Origin of the sequence: Ancylobacter moscoviensis, assembly GCF_007559435.1 — a bacterium.
In the GTDB taxonomy this organism is placed as follows: domain Bacteria; phylum Pseudomonadota; class Alphaproteobacteria; order Rhizobiales; family Xanthobacteraceae; genus Ancylobacter; species Ancylobacter moscoviensis.
Genome location: NZ_VMBP01000002.1, coordinates 471,693 through 488,516, shown reverse-complemented (window position 1 = coordinate 488,516; position 16,824 = coordinate 471,693). Strand labels below are relative to the sequence as shown.

General features: G+C 67.2%; 14 protein-coding genes. 8 read left to right on the top strand and 6 right to left on the bottom strand.

The window, feature by feature from the left end; genetic code table 11:
- Positions 1–7: 7 nt before the first annotated feature.
- Entirely contained in the window at positions 8–1,186 is a 1,179-nt protein-coding gene (apbC, locus tag FO470_RS08410; protein WP_144342495.1) for an iron-sulfur cluster carrier protein ApbC, read from the bottom strand.
- Between the two features lie 241 nt (positions 1,187–1,427).
- Here apbC and FO470_RS08405 point away from each other — a divergent pair, with 241 nt between their 5' ends.
- The 3 genes from FO470_RS08405 to FO470_RS08395 all read left to right on the top strand — a co-directional run bounded on the left by FO470_RS08405 (position 1,428) and on the right by FO470_RS08395 (position 3,755).
- Positions 1,428–2,204, top strand: a complete 777-nt coding sequence (locus tag FO470_RS08405; protein WP_144342494.1) for an ABC transporter substrate-binding protein — start codon at positions 1,428–1,430, stop codon at positions 2,202–2,204.
- Between the two features lie 79 nt (positions 2,205–2,283).
- Complete coding sequence (locus FO470_RS08400; protein WP_144342493.1) at positions 2,284–3,006, top strand: ABC transporter permease; 723 nt, start codon at positions 2,284–2,286, stop codon at positions 3,004–3,006.
- The gene (locus tag FO470_RS08395; RefSeq protein ID WP_144342492.1) at positions 3,006–3,755 is read left to right on the top strand and encodes an ABC transporter permease; all 750 of its coding nucleotides are present in this window, start codon (positions 3,006–3,008) and stop codon (positions 3,753–3,755) included. Before FO470_RS08400 ends, FO470_RS08395 begins: the two co-directional genes overlap by 1 nt.
- Positions 3,756–3,766: 11 nt before the next feature.
- Here FO470_RS08395 and FO470_RS08390 read toward each other — a convergent pair whose 3' ends face one another.
- The 3 genes from FO470_RS08390 to cobT are packed head-to-tail and all read right to left on the bottom strand — an operon-like array spanning position 3,767 to position 5,988.
- The gene (locus FO470_RS08390) at positions 3,767–4,402 is read right to left on the bottom strand and encodes a uracil-DNA glycosylase family protein (protein ID WP_144342491.1); all 636 of its coding nucleotides are present in this window, start codon (positions 4,400–4,402) and stop codon (positions 3,767–3,769) included.
- A 39-nt stretch (positions 4,403–4,441) separates the two neighbouring features.
- On the bottom strand, positions 4,442–4,969 hold the full coding sequence (locus FO470_RS08385) for a thermonuclease family protein (protein WP_246659520.1): 528 nt from the start codon (positions 4,967–4,969) through the stop codon (positions 4,442–4,444).
- Positions 4,966–5,988, bottom strand: coding sequence for a nicotinate-nucleotide--dimethylbenzimidazole phosphoribosyltransferase (gene cobT / locus FO470_RS08380; RefSeq protein ID WP_144342490.1), 1,023 nt, complete (start codon positions 5,986–5,988; stop codon positions 4,966–4,968). The genes FO470_RS08385 and cobT overlap by 4 nt, the downstream gene beginning before the upstream one ends.
- Positions 5,989–6,066: 78 nt before the next feature.
- Between cobT and bluB the strand changes: the two genes are divergently transcribed.
- From bluB to FO470_RS08360, 4 genes are read left to right on the top strand one after another with little or no spacing between them, the layout of a single operon-like run.
- Complete coding sequence (bluB, locus tag FO470_RS08375) at positions 6,067–6,768, top strand: 5,6-dimethylbenzimidazole synthase (RefSeq protein ID WP_144342489.1); 702 nt, start codon at positions 6,067–6,069, stop codon at positions 6,766–6,768.
- A gap of 13 nt (positions 6,769–6,781) precedes the next feature.
- The gene (gene cobS, locus FO470_RS08370) at positions 6,782–7,573 is read left to right on the top strand and encodes an adenosylcobinamide-GDP ribazoletransferase (protein ID WP_144342488.1); all 792 of its coding nucleotides are present in this window, start codon (positions 6,782–6,784) and stop codon (positions 7,571–7,573) included.
- Positions 7,574–7,587: 14 nt separating this feature from the next.
- Positions 7,588–7,770: a DUF1289 domain-containing protein gene (locus FO470_RS08365; protein WP_144342487.1), complete on the top strand. Its 183-nt coding sequence runs from the start codon at positions 7,588–7,590 to the stop codon at positions 7,768–7,770.
- On the top strand, positions 7,767–8,495 hold the full coding sequence (locus FO470_RS08360) for a TIGR02281 family clan AA aspartic protease (protein WP_144342486.1): 729 nt from the start codon (positions 7,767–7,769) through the stop codon (positions 8,493–8,495). The genes FO470_RS08365 and FO470_RS08360 overlap by 4 nt, the downstream gene beginning before the upstream one ends.
- A gap of 11 nt (positions 8,496–8,506) precedes the next feature.
- Here the strand turns inward: FO470_RS08360 and FO470_RS08355 are convergent, their stop codons facing one another.
- Together FO470_RS08355 and dusA are read right to left on the bottom strand one after the other, a co-directional pair.
- Positions 8,507–9,346 carry a sulfite exporter TauE/SafE family protein gene (locus tag FO470_RS08355; RefSeq protein WP_144342485.1) on the bottom strand — a complete coding sequence of 280 codons (840 nt, stop codon included), beginning with the start codon at positions 9,344–9,346 and terminating at the stop codon, positions 8,507–8,509.
- On the bottom strand, positions 9,346–10,374 hold the full coding sequence (gene dusA / locus FO470_RS08350) for a tRNA dihydrouridine(20/20a) synthase DusA (RefSeq protein WP_144342484.1): 1,029 nt from the start codon (positions 10,372–10,374) through the stop codon (positions 9,346–9,348). The genes FO470_RS08355 and dusA overlap by 1 nt, the downstream gene beginning before the upstream one ends.
- Positions 10,375–11,042: 668 nt before the next feature.
- On the opposite strand from dusA, the gene FO470_RS08345 reads away from it, so the two are divergent.
- Positions 11,043–16,700 carry an autotransporter outer membrane beta-barrel domain-containing protein gene (locus FO470_RS08345; protein ID WP_144342483.1) on the top strand — a complete coding sequence of 1,886 codons (5,658 nt, stop codon included), beginning with the start codon at positions 11,043–11,045 and terminating at the stop codon, positions 16,698–16,700.
- The last annotated feature ends 124 nt before the right edge of the window (positions 16,701–16,824 follow it).

Here is a 16,824-nt window from a genome sequence, read left to right as displayed (position 1 = left end):
ACGCCCCTCACCCCTCCATCACGATGCGGGGAGCCGGCCGCGCCGTACCACGGCGACCGGCGAGCGCCTCGCGCACCGAATTGGCGATGTCGCGGTAGATCTGCGCCTCGTGGCTGTCCGGGCGCGTCGCAACGATCGGCAGGCCGGCGTCGGAGGTCTCGCGGATCGACAGGTGCAGCGGCACCTCGCCGAGGAAGGGCACATTGAAGCGCTGGGCTTCGTGCCGCGCGCCGCCATGGCCGAAGATGTCGGAGCGGCCACCGCAGTGCGGGCACAGGAAGTAGCTCATGTTCTCGACGATGCCGAGCACCGGCACGTTGACCTTCTCGAACATGGCGATGCCGCGCCGCGCGTCGATGAGCGCGAGGTCCTGCGGCGTCGAGACGATGACCGCGCCGGCCAGCGGCACCTGCTGCGCCATGGTGAGCTGTGCGTCGCCGGTACCGGGCGGCATGTCGACGACGAGGATGTCGAGCGGCGCCCAGTTGACCTCCTTGAGCATCTGGCTGATCGCCGACATCACCATCGGCCCGCGCCAGATCATCGGCGTCTCCTCCTCCACGAGGAACCCGATGGACATCACCTTGAGCCCGAAAGCCTGCATGGGCGTGATCATCCGGCCCTGCACCTCGGGCCGCCCCTTCAGGCCCATCAGGCGCGGCACGGACGGGCCGTAGATGTCGGCGTCGAGCAGGCCGACCTTGAGGCCGAAGGAGGCGAGGCCCAGTGCAAGATTGGCCGCCAGCGTCGACTTGCCGACGCCACCCTTGCCGGAAGCCACGGCGATGATCGCTCCGACGCCCGGCAGGCCCGGCGATTCCTTCTGCGGATCGGCGGGGGGCTGGGGATGGCCGTGGCCGGCATGAGAGTGCCCGGCATGGGAATGTCCCCCCTGCCCCGAGACACGCACCGGCTGCGCGCCTCCGGCGGGGGCGGAACCCGCCTTGCGCTCGGCGGTCAGCGCCACCAGCGCCGAGGTCACGCCCGGTGTGCCACGCACGGTGCGCTCCACCGCCGCGCGCACCGGCTCCCAGGCCTGCGCTTCCGCCGCGTCGACGGTGATCGACATATAGACCTTGCCGTCCGAGACGAGGATTTCGGAGAGGGCCCCGGTCTGCGTGACCGGTCGCCCGTCCGGCGCGGAGACCTGCGCCAGCCTTGCCTTCACATCGTCTGCGGTCGCCATGTCACGCTCCTCCTGAATGACGTGGGCAGGTGAGACACCAGCTCGGCCACAGCGTCAACCCGTCCCGCGCCGTGGCCCGATCGGCGGTACTGATGATGATGCTCTGCCCATAAATAAATCAGATCGACATCCTGACCACGATTGCGGCACCCCCCGTTGCGCAACGTTTCGAAATAGTGCCAGCATGGGTTGCCGGAACAAAAACATCACCCGGCATGACAACCTTCCAGAGGGGAACAGAATGAGCCTTGTCACTCGCCTGGCCACCGCGGCCATTCTCGTCGCGGCCACGCTGGGCGGCGCTTCCGCAAAGGAGTGGAAGACCGTCCGCATCGGCACCGAAGGCGCCTACCCACCCTTCAACTATCTGGAGAACGGCGAGCTCAAGGGCTTCGACATCGACATCGCCAAGGCGCTCTGCGAGAAGGCCAAGGTCACCTGCACCTTCGTCGCGCAGGACTGGGACGGCATCATTCCCGCACTCCTCGCCGGCAAATACGACGCCATCGTCGCCTCGATGTCGATCACCGAGGAACGCAAGAAGCAGATCAGCTTCTCGAACAAATATTACAACACGCCGGCGACCTTCGTGGTCCAGAAGGGCTCGACCATCACCGACACCTCGCCGGAATCGCTCAAGGGCAAGGCGCTCGGCGCGCAGAGCTCGACCATCCACTCGAACTATCTCGAGGACGTCTACGGCAAGGCCGGCGCGCAGGTGAAGCTCTACGCCACCATCGACGACACCCATCTCGACCTCGCCAATGGCCGCATCGACGCCCTGCTGTCCGATAAGGTGGTCGAGCTGGACTGGCTGAAGTCGAAGGGCGGCGAGTGCTGCAAGTTCACCGGCGCCGAATACAAGGATCCGAAATATTTCGGCGAGGGTGTCGGCGTCGGCATCCGCAAGGACGATCCGGACCTCGTCGCGCTCTTCAACAAGGCCATCGAGGAGATCCTCGCCGACGGTACCTACAAGAAGATCAACGACAAGTACTTCCCGTTCAGCGTCTATTGACGCACGCTCCGCAACGCCGTTCCGGTGAGTCTGCCGGAACGGCGCCGTTTTCCTGCCGATGTGGAGCGTCCCGCTCATCATGCTGGATCTGCTCAGCCTGCTCTCCTTCGGCCCTGACGGCTGGGGAGACGAAATCGCCCGAGGCGCGCTGCTCACCATCGAGCTCGCGCTGGCCACCTTGCCCGTGGGCATCACCATCGGGCTGCTCATCGCGCTGGCGAAGGATTCGCACTCGCCGGTGCTGAGGGGGCTGGGCAATCTCTACACCACCGTGTTCCGCGGCCTGCCCGAACTGCTGACGCTGTTCATCGTCTATTACGGCGGGCAGATGCTGCTCACCCGCATCGCCAACTACCTGGTGCCCGACGCCAATATCGAGGTGAACCAGTTCGTCGCCGGCGTGGTGGCGCTGGGGCTCGTGCTCGGCGCCTTCTCCAGCGAGGTGCTGCTCGCCGCCATCCGCGCCGTGCCGAGAGGACAGAAGGAAGCGGCATCCGCGCTCGGACTGTCGGGCTGGAGCACCTTCCGCCTCGTCACCTTCCCGCAGCTCTGGCGCGTCGCCCTGCCGGGCCTGTCCAACAACTGGATGGTGCTCCTGAAGGACACGTCGCTGGTCTCGGTCATCGCCATCAGCGACCTGATGCGCCAGACCGCCATCGCCGTCGGCGTGACCAAGCAGCCCTTCTTCTTCTACCTCGTGGCCTGCCTGATCTATCTGGTGTTCTCCGGCGTCTCGAGCGCCATCTTCACCAAGCTGGAGAATCGGGCGGCGCGCGGCTTCAAGCGCGTGGGAGGCCACTGATGCAGGCGATCCTCGACGCCATCGGTTCCGGCTTCCTCTCGGTGATGGGCTTCATCGGTCTCAACGCAGACCTCATGGACCGCTACGGCCTGCGCTTTCTCGACGGCGTGTGGGTGACGCTGAAGCTGGTCGTGCTGTCGGTGTTCCTCGGCGCGCTGCTCGCCCTGCCGCTCGCCGTGGCGCGGGTGGAAGGCGGCAAGTTCCTCGCGCGCGCCTCCTTCGTCTATTCCTATTTCTTCCGCGGCACGCCGCTGCTGGCGCAGACCTTCCTCATCTATTACGGCGCCGGCCAGTTCCGCGAGCAGCTCACCGACATCGGCCTGTGGTGGTTCTTCCGCGACGCCTTCAACTGCGCGCTCTTCACCTTCACGCTGAACACCGCCGCCTACCAGTCGGAGATCCTGCGCGGCGGCATACAGAGCCTGCCCGCCGGGCAGATGGAGGCGGCGCAATCGCTCGGCCTCTCGCGCGTCCTCGCCTATCGCAAGGTGGTTCTGCCGCAGGCTTTCGCGGTCGGGCTGCGCCCGCTCGGCAACGAGCTGGTACTGATGATCAAGTCGAGCGCCATCGCCTCGGTCATCACCGTCTACGACCTGATGGGCGTCACCCGCCTCGCCTTCTCCCGCTCCTACGACATGGAGGTCTATCTCTGGGCGGCGGCGCTCTACCTCATCATGGTCGAGATCGTGCGGCGGGTGTGGGACGTGCTGGAGCGGCGGCTGAACCGGCACATGCTGGTCTCGCGCTGAGGCCGGCGCCCCTATCCCAGCAGCCGCGCCACCTCGGCCTTAAGCACCGGCAGAAGCTCCGCCTCGAACCACGGATGGCGCTTCAGCCAGCCGGTGTTGCGCCAGGAGGGATGCGGCAGCGGGAGGATGCGTGGGCTCTCGCGCGCCTCCCAGATCTCCCGCCAGCGCATCACCCGCTCGGTCAATCCTCCGCCGGCGAAGCGTTCCAGCCCGAGCCGCTTGAGATGATAGGCTTGCGAGGTCGCGCCCACCGCGACGACGAGATCGAAGGGCGCGCGCGCCGCGAACAGCCGGTCGTGCCACAGCGCGGCGCATTCCTTGCGTGGCGGCAGGTCCCCGCCCTTGGCGTCCTGCCCCGGAAAGCAGAAGCCCATGGCCGCGACCGCGATCCGGTCCTCGTCATAGAAGGTGTCTCGGTCGATGCCGAGCCAGGACCGCAGCCGGTCGCCGGAGGCATCGTTGAAGGACTGGCCGGAGGCATGCACCTTCGTGCCCGGCGCCTGTCCGGCGACGAGGATGCGCGCCTTTGGCCCGACATGCAGCACCGGGCGCGGCGCGTGCGGCAGCGGCTTGCCGCGCGGATGCTCCACGCAGGCGCGGCAGGCACGGATTTCGGCAAGGACGGCGTCAAGGCTTTCCGGCGGCATGGCCTTTAGATAGGCGGCACCCGCCGCTTTCGGAAGCGCTCAGGAGCCGGAACGCGGATTGCGCGCGCGCCATTCCCCCGGCCGCTCGAAGGGCCCGGCCCAGATGCCGCGTCCGGCCTGGCGCGCGGCGCGCTCCTCGCTCCCATAGGAAAGGCCCAGAGCCACCGCCCAGCCGTCGCTCACCAGCGCCGCGCCGATGTCGCGCCCGTCGACCGTGCAGACAGAGACCGCGCGGGCATAGCGGTCCTCGTCGACCGGCCGACACTTCACGTCGCCCTTGGCGACGAGCATCCGCAAGGCGGCCCGCGCCCGCTCGCCACACGGCCAGAGCTTGTCCGGCGACCCGCATTGCTGATGCAGCTCGGGCGCGTCGATGCCTTCCAGCCGCACCCGTTCGCCGCCGATCTCCAGGCTGTCGCCGTCCGCGACCCGAACGGAGCCGGTGAGCGCCGGCACGAAGCGCTCGACGACGAGCGCGCCCGCGACCAGCACCACCGCGACCAGGATCGACTGGTAGGTGCTCGGCCGCCAGCCGCGGCGTCCCTCGAACCGCCGGGGCCGCCTCACGCGTCGGCCACGCCAGCTTCGGCGAAGGTCGACATGCCGGCATGGCAGGCGAGCGCCGCCTTGACGACGCCGATCGCCAGCGCCGCACCCGAGCCCTCGCCCAGCCGCATGTCGAGATCGAGCAGCGGCCGCAGACCGAGGCGCTCCAGCACCACCCGGTGCGCCGGCTCGGCCGAGACATGGCCGGCGAAACAGTGATCGAGCGCGGTCGGATCGAGCGCCTTGAGCACGGCGGCGGCGGCGGTCACCACATAGCCGTCCAGCACGACCGGTACGCGCTGCAACCGCGCGGCGAGAATGGCGCCGGCCATCGCCGCCACCTCGCGCCCGCCGAGCTTGCGCAGCACTTCCAGCGGATCGTCGAGATGCGCCTTCGAGCGGGCCACCGCCGCACGCACCGCCGCGATCTTGCGGGCCAGCACCTCGCCGGTGGAGCCGGTGCCGGGGCCAACCCATTCCTCGGCCTCACCGCCATAAAGACCGTGGAAGATGGCGGCGGCGACGGTGGTGTTGCCGATGCCCATCTCGCCGAGGCAGAGCAGGTCCGGCTCGCCGGCCAGCGCTTCCATGCCGAAGGCCATGGTCGCGGCACACTCGGCCTCGGTCAGCGCGTCCTGCTCGACGATGTCCGGCGTCGGCAGGTCGAGCGCGAGGTCGAACACCCGCAGGCCCGCGCCGAACACACCGCAGATCTGGTTTACCGCCGCCTTGCCGTTGGTGAAGGTGGCGACCATCTGCTTGGTCACCTCCGGCGGATAGGGCGAAACGCCCCGCCCCGCGACGCCATGCGTCGCCGCGAACACCGCGACGGTCGGCCGGTTGATCACGGGGATCTCCCGCCCCTGCCAGCCGGCGATCCGGATGGCGATCTCCTCCAGCCGCCCCAGCGCGCCGGGCGGCTTGACGAGCTGGCGCTGGCGCTCGGCAGCGGCGGCGCGCGCCGCCTCGTCCGGGTCGGGCATCTGGGCGACGAGGTTGCGGATGTCGTCAAAGGGAAGGCCGGTGGCGGAGCGCAGCATGGGAAATCCCGTCCGTGATGCCCGGAGCCTGCGTGGAAAGGGTCGCATCGGGCGCGGCGGCGGGGTAGACCCTCCCTTATGAGCGCGCAACCCTTAAATCCCCCGGCTTCGCCTTATGGCGCAGACGACGGCGCCCGAATAGCGGTCCCGCCGGTCTTCGACGCCGGCTTTCTCGGCGCGCTCGACACGCTCTTCGCCTGGCGGCGGGACGTGCGCCACTTCGCGACGCGTCCGCTGGAAGAAGCCGCCTTCGCCGATCTCCTCGCCCGCGCGGCACAGGCGCCGAGCGTCGGGCTGAGCCAGCCCTGGCGGCTGGTGCGGGTGCGCGAGCCCGGCCGGCGGGCTGCAGTTCGAACCATCTTCGAGACCTGCAACGCCGAGGCGCTGGCACTTCAGCCGACCGAGCGCGCCGGCCTCTATGCCCGGCTCAAGCTCGCCGGCCTCGACGACGCGCCCGAGCAGATCGCCGTCTTCGTCGATCCCGAGCCCGAGGCGGGCCACGGCCTCGGCCGTGCCACCATGCCTGAGACGATCGCCTATTCCGCCGTGCTGGCCATCCACACCCTCTGGCTCGCCGCCGCCGCGCGAGGTATCGGGCTCGGCTGGGTCTCCATCCTCGACCCCGTATCCGTCGCCCGCGCGCTCGACGTGCCGGAGCGCTGGCGGCTGGTCGGCTACCTCTGCATCGGCTACCCGGCTGAGCTTTCCGACACACCGGAGCTCGAACGCGCCGGCTGGGAACATCGCCGCCCGACCGGTGCGTTCCTCGTCGAGCGGTGAGAGGAGCGCCGCCATGCCCCTTCCCGTGCTGTCCGATGTACCGGAAGCCCTGCGCTTCCTCTCCCGCCTGCCAGTGCCGCGCCTGCCCTTTGAGGCGGCCCCGGGCGGCCCGCCGGACCTTGACCGGCTCGGGCCAGCGCTGCCGGCGGCCGGTGCGGTTCTCGGGCTGATCGCCGCCGCCGTATTCCTCGCCGCTCACGGCCTCGGGCTCGGCGGTTTCCTCGCCGCCACGCTCGCGGTCGGCACGCTCGTCGCCATCACCGGCGCGTTGCACGAGGACGGTCTCGCCGATGTCGCCGACGCACTCGGTGGATGGAGTGTCGAGCGAAGACTGGAGATCATGAAGGACAGCCGCATCGGCAGCTTCGGCGTCTGCGCGCTCGTCCTCGCCTTCGCCCTGCGCCTCGGAACGCTCGCGGCGCTGGCGGCGGAGGGCGCCCTCGCCGCCGCGGCCGCGCTCATGGCCGCCGTCGCGGTCTCGCGGCTCGCCGGCCTGTGGATGCTTTCCGCCCTTCCCTTCGCCCGCGCCGATGGGCTCGCCCGCAGCGCCGGCGTGCCGGGGCTCGCGAGCCGGCGCACCGCGTTTGCCGTCGCGCTTTTGATCGCGGCGCTTCTGGTCGTGCCCACGCTCGGCCCGATGGCGTTGCTCGGCGGCGTCATCCTTGGAATCGCTGCGTTTTTTGGCATCGCCCGCCTTGCCCGCGCCCAATTCGGCGGGCAGACCGGAGACGTCGCCGGGGCCGCGACCCTGACAGTTGAGATTGCCTTCCTGATGGGTCTGCTTATCTTCGCGCGGCAGCCCTGAGCGTTCCGAATCCGATGCCGATTGCCCTCTCCACTCCCTGCGTTTCCATCTGCACGCTGGATGCCACCGGCCGGACCTGCCTCGGCTGCGGCCGCACAGTGGAGGAGATCGGCGCGTGGAGCACGATGAGCGAGCGGGAGCGGCGTGCCATCATGTCCCGCCTCGCCGCCCGCCGCAGCCCGGAGGGCGCGCGATGAACGCCGACCGGCTGATGTGGACCGTGGTGCTGGGCCTCGCCACCGGCATCGGGCTGATCTTCTGGGCCTCGCGTTTCGGCAGCGTCGCCGGCCTGGGCGCCGGGGAGCTTGCACAGCTCGTCGCCTACGGCACCATCGCGCTGGTTCTCGGCGCCGGCGTCTTCGCCACCTTCACAGGCCGGCTGGGCGAGGCGCTTCGCGCTGCCGTTCTCTGGCTGGTCATCTTCGGTGTGCTGGCCACCGGCTACACCTACCGTTTCGAGCTGCACGCCGTCGCCTATCGCGTGCTGGCCGAGCTGGCACCGGGCTACGCCGTGCCGCTCGCCCATGACAGTGGCCCGGCGGTCGAGGTCGCCCGCGCCCGCGACGGCGACTTCAACGTGCGCGTGGAAATCAACGGCAATCGCATTCCCATGCTGGTGGACACCGGCGCCTCCAGCGTCGTGCTGACACCGGAGGATGCGGTGGCGGTCGGCCTGCCGCTCGAATTCCTGAGCTACGACATCCCCATCGACACCGCCAATGGGCGTGGCCGCGCGGCCGCCGTGGTGCTGGAGCGCATCGCCATCGCCGGCAGCATCGACGAGCGCGACGTGCCTGCCCTCGTGGCCAGCCCCGGCACGCTGAAACACAGCCTGCTCGGCATGAGCTTCCTCTCCCGCCTCGCCAGCTTCGAGATCCGCGGCGAGAAGCTGGTGATGCGCGCGAAAGCCGTCGATCCGTAGCGCGAGAGCGTTCAGAGATTGGCGAACAGGGCCACGACGAAGCGCAAGCCGACGATCAGCAGGTAGAGCCCGAAGCCGACTTCCAGCTGCCGCTTGGTGAAGGCGTGCGCGAGTCGTGCCCCGAGCGGTGCCGTCAGTGTGGCCACGCCGCCGACCAGCAGCAGGCCCGGCAACGAGACATAGCCCAGCGAGAACGGCGGCAGCACGTCGAGATGCGACAGGCCGCTGAGGATGTAGCCGATGGCACCGGGCACCGCGATCAGCGCCCCGAGCCCGGCCGAAGTGGCGATCGCCGTGTGGATCGGCACGCGGTAGAGGGTGAGCACCACCGTCGCGATGCCCCCGCCGCTGATGCCGATGAGCGGTGCGGAGGCGCCGATGCCAAAGCCGTAGAGCGTCATCGCCACACGCCCCGGCAGTTCGTCCGCCAGCACCCAGCTGTCACGGCCGAACAGCAGCTTCGAGGCCATCAGCGCCGAGAACAGCACGAAGGCGATCTTCAGCACCACATCCGGCGAGACCGCCGCCAGCACCGTGCCGACGACCACGCCAGCGACCACCGGCACCGCCCATCGCCTCAGAACGCTGTCGTCCACCTTGGTGCGCCGGCGATGCGCGAGGAAGGAACGCAGCGCCGTCGGCACGATGATGGCGAGGGCCGTGCCGACCGAAAGATGCATGCGCTCGGCATCGCTCACGCCGACCGCCCCGAACACCTCGTAGAGCACGGGGACGATGATCGCCCCGCCCCCGATGCCGAAAAGCCCGGCGAGGATGCCGGTCGCGAGGCCCGCCAGCAGCAGGGCGCCGGCCAGCCATAGAAGGTGTTCGAGGGGGATTGCCTGCAACATCACGCCACCATGGCGCGCCGCTCCTCCGCCTTCCGCACCTCGTCGACGGCGGCGCGCAGCACGTCGAGCCCGGCCTCTGCCTTCACCCCGTCGATCGCGAGGCGGCGCCGGAAGGCGCGCGCGCCGGGTCGTCCCGTGAACAGGCCGAGCATGTGGCGGGTAATATCGTGCAAACGTCCGCCGTGGGAAAGGTGCGCCGCTACGTAAGGCTCGAACGCCGCGACGGCCTCAAAGGCGTCGGCATGCGGATCGGCCTCGCCGAAGAACTGGCTGTCGACGCGCATCAGCAATTCGGGCTGCTGATAGGCCGCCCGTCCCAGCATCGCGCCATCCACATGGGCAAGATGCGCCTGAGCCTCCTCCAGCGTGCCGATGCCGCCATTGATGCTAATCGGCACGTCGGGCAAACGCTGCTTGAGGCGGTAGACGCGGCCGTAGTCGAGCGGGGGAATGTCGCGGTTCTCCTTCGGGGAGAGCCCTTCCAGCCAGGCCTTGCGGGCATGCACGATCAGCGCATCGGCTCCCGCCGCGAGAACGGCGTCGGCAAGCGCATCGAGGGCAAGTTCCGGGTCCTGCTCGTCGACGCCGATGCGGCACTTCACCGTGACGGGAATGGCGACCTCGGCCTTCATCGCCGCCACGCCGTCGGCCACCAGCGCCGGATCGCGCATCAGGCAGGCGCCGAAATTGCCGCCCTGCACACGGTCGGACGGGCAGCCGATATTGAGGTTCACCTCGTCATAGCCGCGCTCGGCGCAGATGTGCGCGGCCTTGGCCAGCGCCGCCGGATCCGCCCCGCCGAGCTGCACCGCCACCGGATGCTCCTCTTCCGAGAAACCGATCAGCCGGTCGCGGTCGCCGAAGATCACCGCATTGGCCGTGACCATCTCGGTATAGAGCAGCGCCCGGCGCGACAGGACGCGATGGAACGCCCGGCAGTTCCGGTCGGTCCAGTCCATCATGGGCGCAACGGAGAAGCGGTGCGCAGAAAGGGGCGCGGGGCGCGCGGCGGCGTTCGGCTGGCTCATTTTCCTCATATCGACGACATGGACGCCGGCGGCAAGGCCTCCCGTTTCTGCCGCCGCCATCCCCCGTTCGCGAAAAGACCCAACGCCCGCCGCCTGCGCGCGCTCAGGGCGCCTACGAGTCGCCCCCTTTCGGCACAGAAGACCGCAAAAGTTGAAAGTAAATTTATTTCAAAAATAAGACTATTATCGATTGATTTATATCAACCCACCCGAGGTATTAGCGTAAAATAGAATTGAATACAATTTTTAGATAGAAAAATACATAAAGCGAATACAAGCATAAATCAGCTAATGATCGGATTTTGATATTGATAACTTCAATCTGATATTCGATTTTTTTGGAAAAATATAAGTATTTACGTACACATACAATCCGCTTGTGATTCTTTCCACTGTAAGTTATTTGGAAAATACGACTAATTTGCGCCGTTTGTGACATCATTCGGCGCTATGCCAGTGGGCGGTTGGATACAAGACCGATCGCCGCCTTGGGGGATGCAATGACGGCTGGAAAGAAGGCGTTTTCCTTGCGTAATAATCACGTAATTTGCAGGCATGCTGCGATTCTTCTTTCAAGCGTAGCCGTTTCCGTCTTCTCCACATGCGCGTTCGCCGACAGTTTTACGCTCGGGAACTACGCGCCGGGACACTATCCGGTCGGCAATTACGTGCCGCCGCCGACCACGGTACCGGGGCCGAACGACGATCACGTCGGCCAGAGCATCGTCAACAACGGCGCCACGAACACCCTCGACGGCAGCTACACGACGGTCCAGAACGGCGTGCCGAACTGGACCACGCAGACACTGGCCCAGATCGGCGCAGCCGGTCGGATCATCAACGGCGCCGTGCTCCCGGACGGCGTTCTCGCGATCGGCCAGCAAAACCAGACGGTTACGTATTTCGACACGACCACCCAGGAGAACGTGACCGTCAACGTCTACAACTCGAACAATTTCAACGTCGCGCCGGATAGCCGGGGGTTCACGATCTGGGACGACGTGAACGACCAGGAAGCGTATCTCGACCCGCGCCTGGCGACGGTCTCCAGTGGCTCGAGCCTGTCGGTCGTCGTCGGTACGCCGGGCGGCAGCACCACGGCGCCCGAGAACGTCCTCACCATGCCGATGAAGGCCAGCCCGAACACGGGTTCGAACATCATCAGCGCCTATGAGGTGAACGACACGTCATCGCTCTCCTACGACACGACGACCCGTTTCGATCTCGGCGAGTATCTGACGCCCGGTCAGGAAACGAACACGGTCAATGTCACGGGCGTCAATTTCGACAAGGGCGTCGTCATTCCCGCCGGCGCGACCTGGCTTAATCCGGCGACCAATACGGTGGAAAATATTCCGGCCGGAACCGTGACGGACGTCGTCTCCTATCAGAACTATAACAATTACCTGATCGGCCAGATCCAGAAGGGCGAGTTCGTTGTCCCTGGCGGCGTTTCACTTGAGCAGCACTACCGGAACACGCTGGCCGGCGCCTACAGCACCAACAACGTCTCGGTCGAATATCGACAGGCCGAGATGCCCAAATATGTCCAGGACATGCCGCTCGGCGAGCGGACTTTCATCCACGGGACGAACACGGCCGCCATCACCGTGAAGGCCGGCGAGAAGCTGGAGGACGTGACCTCGGGCGGCTCGCATTCGATGGTCTATCTCGAAGACAGTGCGACGCTCGTGAACGACGGCATGATGTCGAGCCGCTACAGCGCGCACGCCATCGTCGGGCACGATAATGCCGATGTGCAGAACACCGCCACCGGCGTCATCTCCAACTTCATTCCCACCGCTGGCGGCGCGTTCGGTGAGACCGGCGCCTTCTCGCGCGGCGTCGTGCTCGACGGCCAGGCGAATTTCGACAATGACGGCATCGTCAACGTCGCGGGCTCGACCAGCCTGCCCTATTGGCTGTCGGCTCCCGTGAACAACCCGGACAGCCAGCGGCAGGATCAGAATGCCGGCTTCTGGAACGCCGGCGTCGTTCTCTCCGGCGACGCCACCGCGGCCAACAAGACGGACGGCATCATCAATGTCGGCGTCAACAATGCCGGCGGCAATGTGAGCCTCATCGACGGCGTGTATCTTCAGGGCACCGCGTCCTTCGTCAACCGGGGCGGCATCAACATCGGCAAGACCGCCCAGGTCGACAAGGCGGACGCCCAGACCGACGTCAGCAATAATTCCGCCATCCTGACCGGCATCCGCGCCCTCGGCGACGCGAAGGTCGAGAACGCCGCCGGCGCGACGATCACCATCGGCGCCAACACCGGGCGTGCGGCCGCCATGTATGCGAGCTCGGGCACGGGCGGCGAGGCGATCGGAAGCGGCGCACTCGAACTCGTCAATAACGGCGCGATCATTATCGACGGCAATCGTGCCGGCACGCCCAACGCCAATTACGGCATTGCCGCCGAGAACGTGGTCGGCAACATCGTCCAGAATGGCGAGATCGAACTGAACGGCGTCAACGCCCGCGGCGTGTACGTCTTCGGCACCCGCGTCGCCACCCATGCCGAAGTCACCGAGAATTCGACCATTCTGGTCGGCGGCGGCTTCAATCCGGGCACCAACACCCGTAATTACGGCGTGTGGGTCCAGGGCTCGGTCGCGACCGCGGATGTCGACGGCGTCGTCAATCTCGACGGCGTGGGCGGCATCGCCGTGCATGCGCGCCAGGGTGCGAAGATCGATCTCGATAGCGACGCGCAGATCAACTTCGTCGCCGGTTCGGACCAGATCGGTTACTTCATCCACGGCGCGGGTTCGGAAATCCGCAACATCGCCAACGTGCTCGACGTCAGCACCGACAACTCGACGCTGTTCCGCATCGAGGACGGCGCCAGCTATGGTGGTCTGGGCGGCGGCGACGCACGCGTGCTGACGGCTTCCGGCGCCAATTCGACCATCCTGCACGTGACCGGCACCAGCACCACGGCCGCCACGGGCACCGGCATCTACAACCTCACCGGCGTCGGCTCGGTCGCCGTCAAGTCCGAAGGCGGCGCCACCGTCACCATCGACGACGCGACACAGATCAACCTCAACGCCGAGGACACCATCGGCGGCATCGTCGACGGTCGGAAATACGACCTCGCCGGCGTCGTGACGGCGACGGGGCGCAACTCCGTTCTCGACAACCACGCCGAACTCACCTCCGGCAGCGACGGCGTGACGGGTCTCATCACGCGCTATGCCGGCAACCTGACCAACGACGCTGCGATCGACTTCACCGGCACCGATGCCACCGGCATCATCGCCGAGACCGGCGGCAAGGCGAACAACACCGGCGCGATCGGCATCGCCGACGGCACCGGCATCCTCGTGCGCAAGACCGGACAGGCGATCAACGCCGCCACCATCGGCGTGACCACCGGCGAAGGCGTGATCGTCCAGGACAACGGCGTCTTCGACAACCGGGCCGGCGGCGACATCACCGTCCAGAACGGCACCGGCATTCTCGTCGAGAACACCGACGGCACCCAGTCCATCTCGAAGGTCACCAACGTCGCAGCCATCGTGGTCGAGGACGGCATCGCCGGCATCCACGTCCGCAACGGCGCGGCCCTCGACGGTTCGGGCTTGTCCGGCACCGTCACGGTCCGCGGCGCGGCGGATGGCGTGCTCATTGGCCAGGCCGCCTCCGGCCTGATCCTCGGCAACAGCGTCATCACCACGCAGGGCTCGGGCAACGGCGTCGAGAACGAGGCCGAGCTCGCCAATGTCGAGCTGCGCAACACGACGATCAATGTCGACGGCAACGGCGCCGGCGTCCGCACTGGCGTCAACTTCACCGCCGCGTCCACCGCGACGATCAACGTGAACGGCAACGACGGAACGGGCTTCCTGTTCCAGCTCGCGAACGGGCAGCCGACCACCAACGACTTCGTGCTGACCGACAAGTACGCCATCAATCTCGCGGCCACGAGCCGCCGCGGCATCGGCGTGAACGCCAACACGACCGGCGATGTCCTGATCACCACACCGCTGGAGGATCTCGGCACCCGTAACACCGCCGTCTACATCACCAATGCCGGCCAGGCGAACATCGACAGCGACATCGCCGTCAACACCACCAGCGGCTCCGGTGGTACCGGCATCTACATCGAGAACGCCGAGACGGCGATCGTCGATGGCACGGTGAACGTTGGAGCGGCGGGCGGCTCCGCGCTCGTCATCGAACGCGTCGCCACCGAGGCCTTCAACCTCGCCGCTCTCACCTCGCTGAGCGGCGCGCCGGTCGTCGATCTGTCGCCGTCGGCGGGGACCGCCTTCACCAATCTCGGGACCATTCAGGCCCGGGCCTACGACGCGGTGGCCGTTCTCGGCAGCGGCGGCGCGGACAGCATCGTGCTGGGCGAAGGCAGCGGCTCCACCAGCGCCGTCACCGGCATCATCCAGGCGGGCGCCGGCACCGACACGGTGCTGTGGAACGCCGGCACGCTGGTCGGCAGCATCGAGATGGGCGACGGCGACAACGAACAACTCGCTATCGTCGGCCGCAACCTCTCCACCGTCTACCACCTCGATGGCGGCACGGGCGTCGGCGATACGCTGACCTTCTCCGACATCCAGTACTATGGCGGCTCCTTCGCCACCGACGACGCCTTCCAGAACCGCGCCAAGGGCATCAATCTCGGCCAGGGCTGGGAGACCATCAATCTCGTCGACGGCACCGACTTCACGCTGACCGGCGACCTGCTCTACGGCAACACGCTCAATGTCGACGACACCAGCGTGATCCGCGCCGGCAACAACGTGAACGCGCGGATGGGCCTGCCGGGATCGATCTATACGAACTCCGGCATTCTCGACCTGACCAATGGCGCCTATTCGCTGGCTGACAGGGCGACCATCTCCGGCACCTATGTCGGCGCCCCCGGCAGCGAGTTGTGGATCAACACCCATCTCGCCGGCGACACCTCGCCGACCGATCGCCTGATCATCAATGGCGGCTCGGAAGGCACCACCTCGATCAAGGTGGTGGTGAACCCCGGCAGCCCCGGCGCCTTGACCTATAACGGCATCAAGGTTGTGCAGGTCGATGACGACGCCAACTCGAACGCCGTATTCACTCTGCAGGGCGACTATCTGTTCCAGGGCTCTCCGGCCGTGGTGGGCGGCGCCTATGCGTACCGGCTCTACCAGGACGGCATCACCACGCCGACCGATGGCGACTGGTATCTGCGTTCGACGCTGATCAACCCGGTGCCGGTCGATCCCACCGATCCGACCCCGACACCGCCGCTCCCGAGCACCCCGCTCTACCAGCCTGGCGTTCCGCTTTACGAGGTGTATGCGCGGTCTCTGCTGGCCTTCAACGGCCTGCCGACGCTGCAGCAGCGGGTGGGCAACCGCTACTGGAACCAGCCGCAGCCCGCGCAGACCGTGTTCTGCAAGGACCCGAAGAAGAACTTCCAGTGCACCCCCACCCCTGAGCAGTCCGGCTACTACCAGGACGGCAGCGTCATCACCGGCCAGAACGGCGTCTGGGGGCGGATCGAGGCGGCCCATGCCAGCTTCGACCCGACCCGCTCGACCAGCGGCACCGACTATGACCAGGACCTGTGGAAGCTGCAGGCCGGCGTCGACGGCATGTTGAGGGAGTTCGAGAGCGGCTCGCTCATCGCCGGCGTCAACGGCTTCTACGGCACGCTCGACACCGACGTGTCCTCGATCTACGGCACCGGCAAGATCGACACCACCGGCTACGGCGTCGGCGGGACCCTGACCTGGTACGGCAATAACGGCTTCTACGTCGACGGCCAGGCCTCGGTGACGTGGTACGAGAGCGACCTGAAGTCCGATCTGGCGGGTACCCTCGCCAAGAATCTCGACGGCCTCGGCTACGCCTTCTCGGTGGAGGCGGGCCGGCGCTACGAGGTCAGCCCGTCCTGGTACCTGATCCCGCAGGCCCAGCTGGTCTACTCGAATGTGAGCGTCGACAGCTTCTATGACCGCTTCGATGCCCGGGTGTCGCCCGGCGACGCGGACAGCCTGCGGGGCCGCCTCGGCCTCGCTGTGGAGCGCCAGACCAGCTGGACGGCGGCCAACGGGCAGAAGCGCCATGCCTCGGTCTACGGCATCGGGAACCTCTATTACGAGTTCCTGGACGGCACCTCGCCGGTCGATGTGGCGGGCACGACCTTCGTGAGCGGCGGCGACGACTTCTGGGGCGAGATCGGCCTCGGCGGCACGGTGGCGCTGACCGAGCGTCTCGACCTCTATGGCGAGGCGCGCTACGCGACCAGCCTTGAGAACGCCGGCGACAACAACGTCTATGGCGGCAATATCGGCCTGCGCTTCTCCTGGTAGGCCGTCCGCCTCCCCCAATGAAAACGGGCCGCCCGGCAAAACACCGGGCGGCCCGTTCGCGTTCGGGCTCGGCTCCAGCGGAGGTCAAGAACTCCGCGCAGCCAATGACACTGCGAACGGGCAG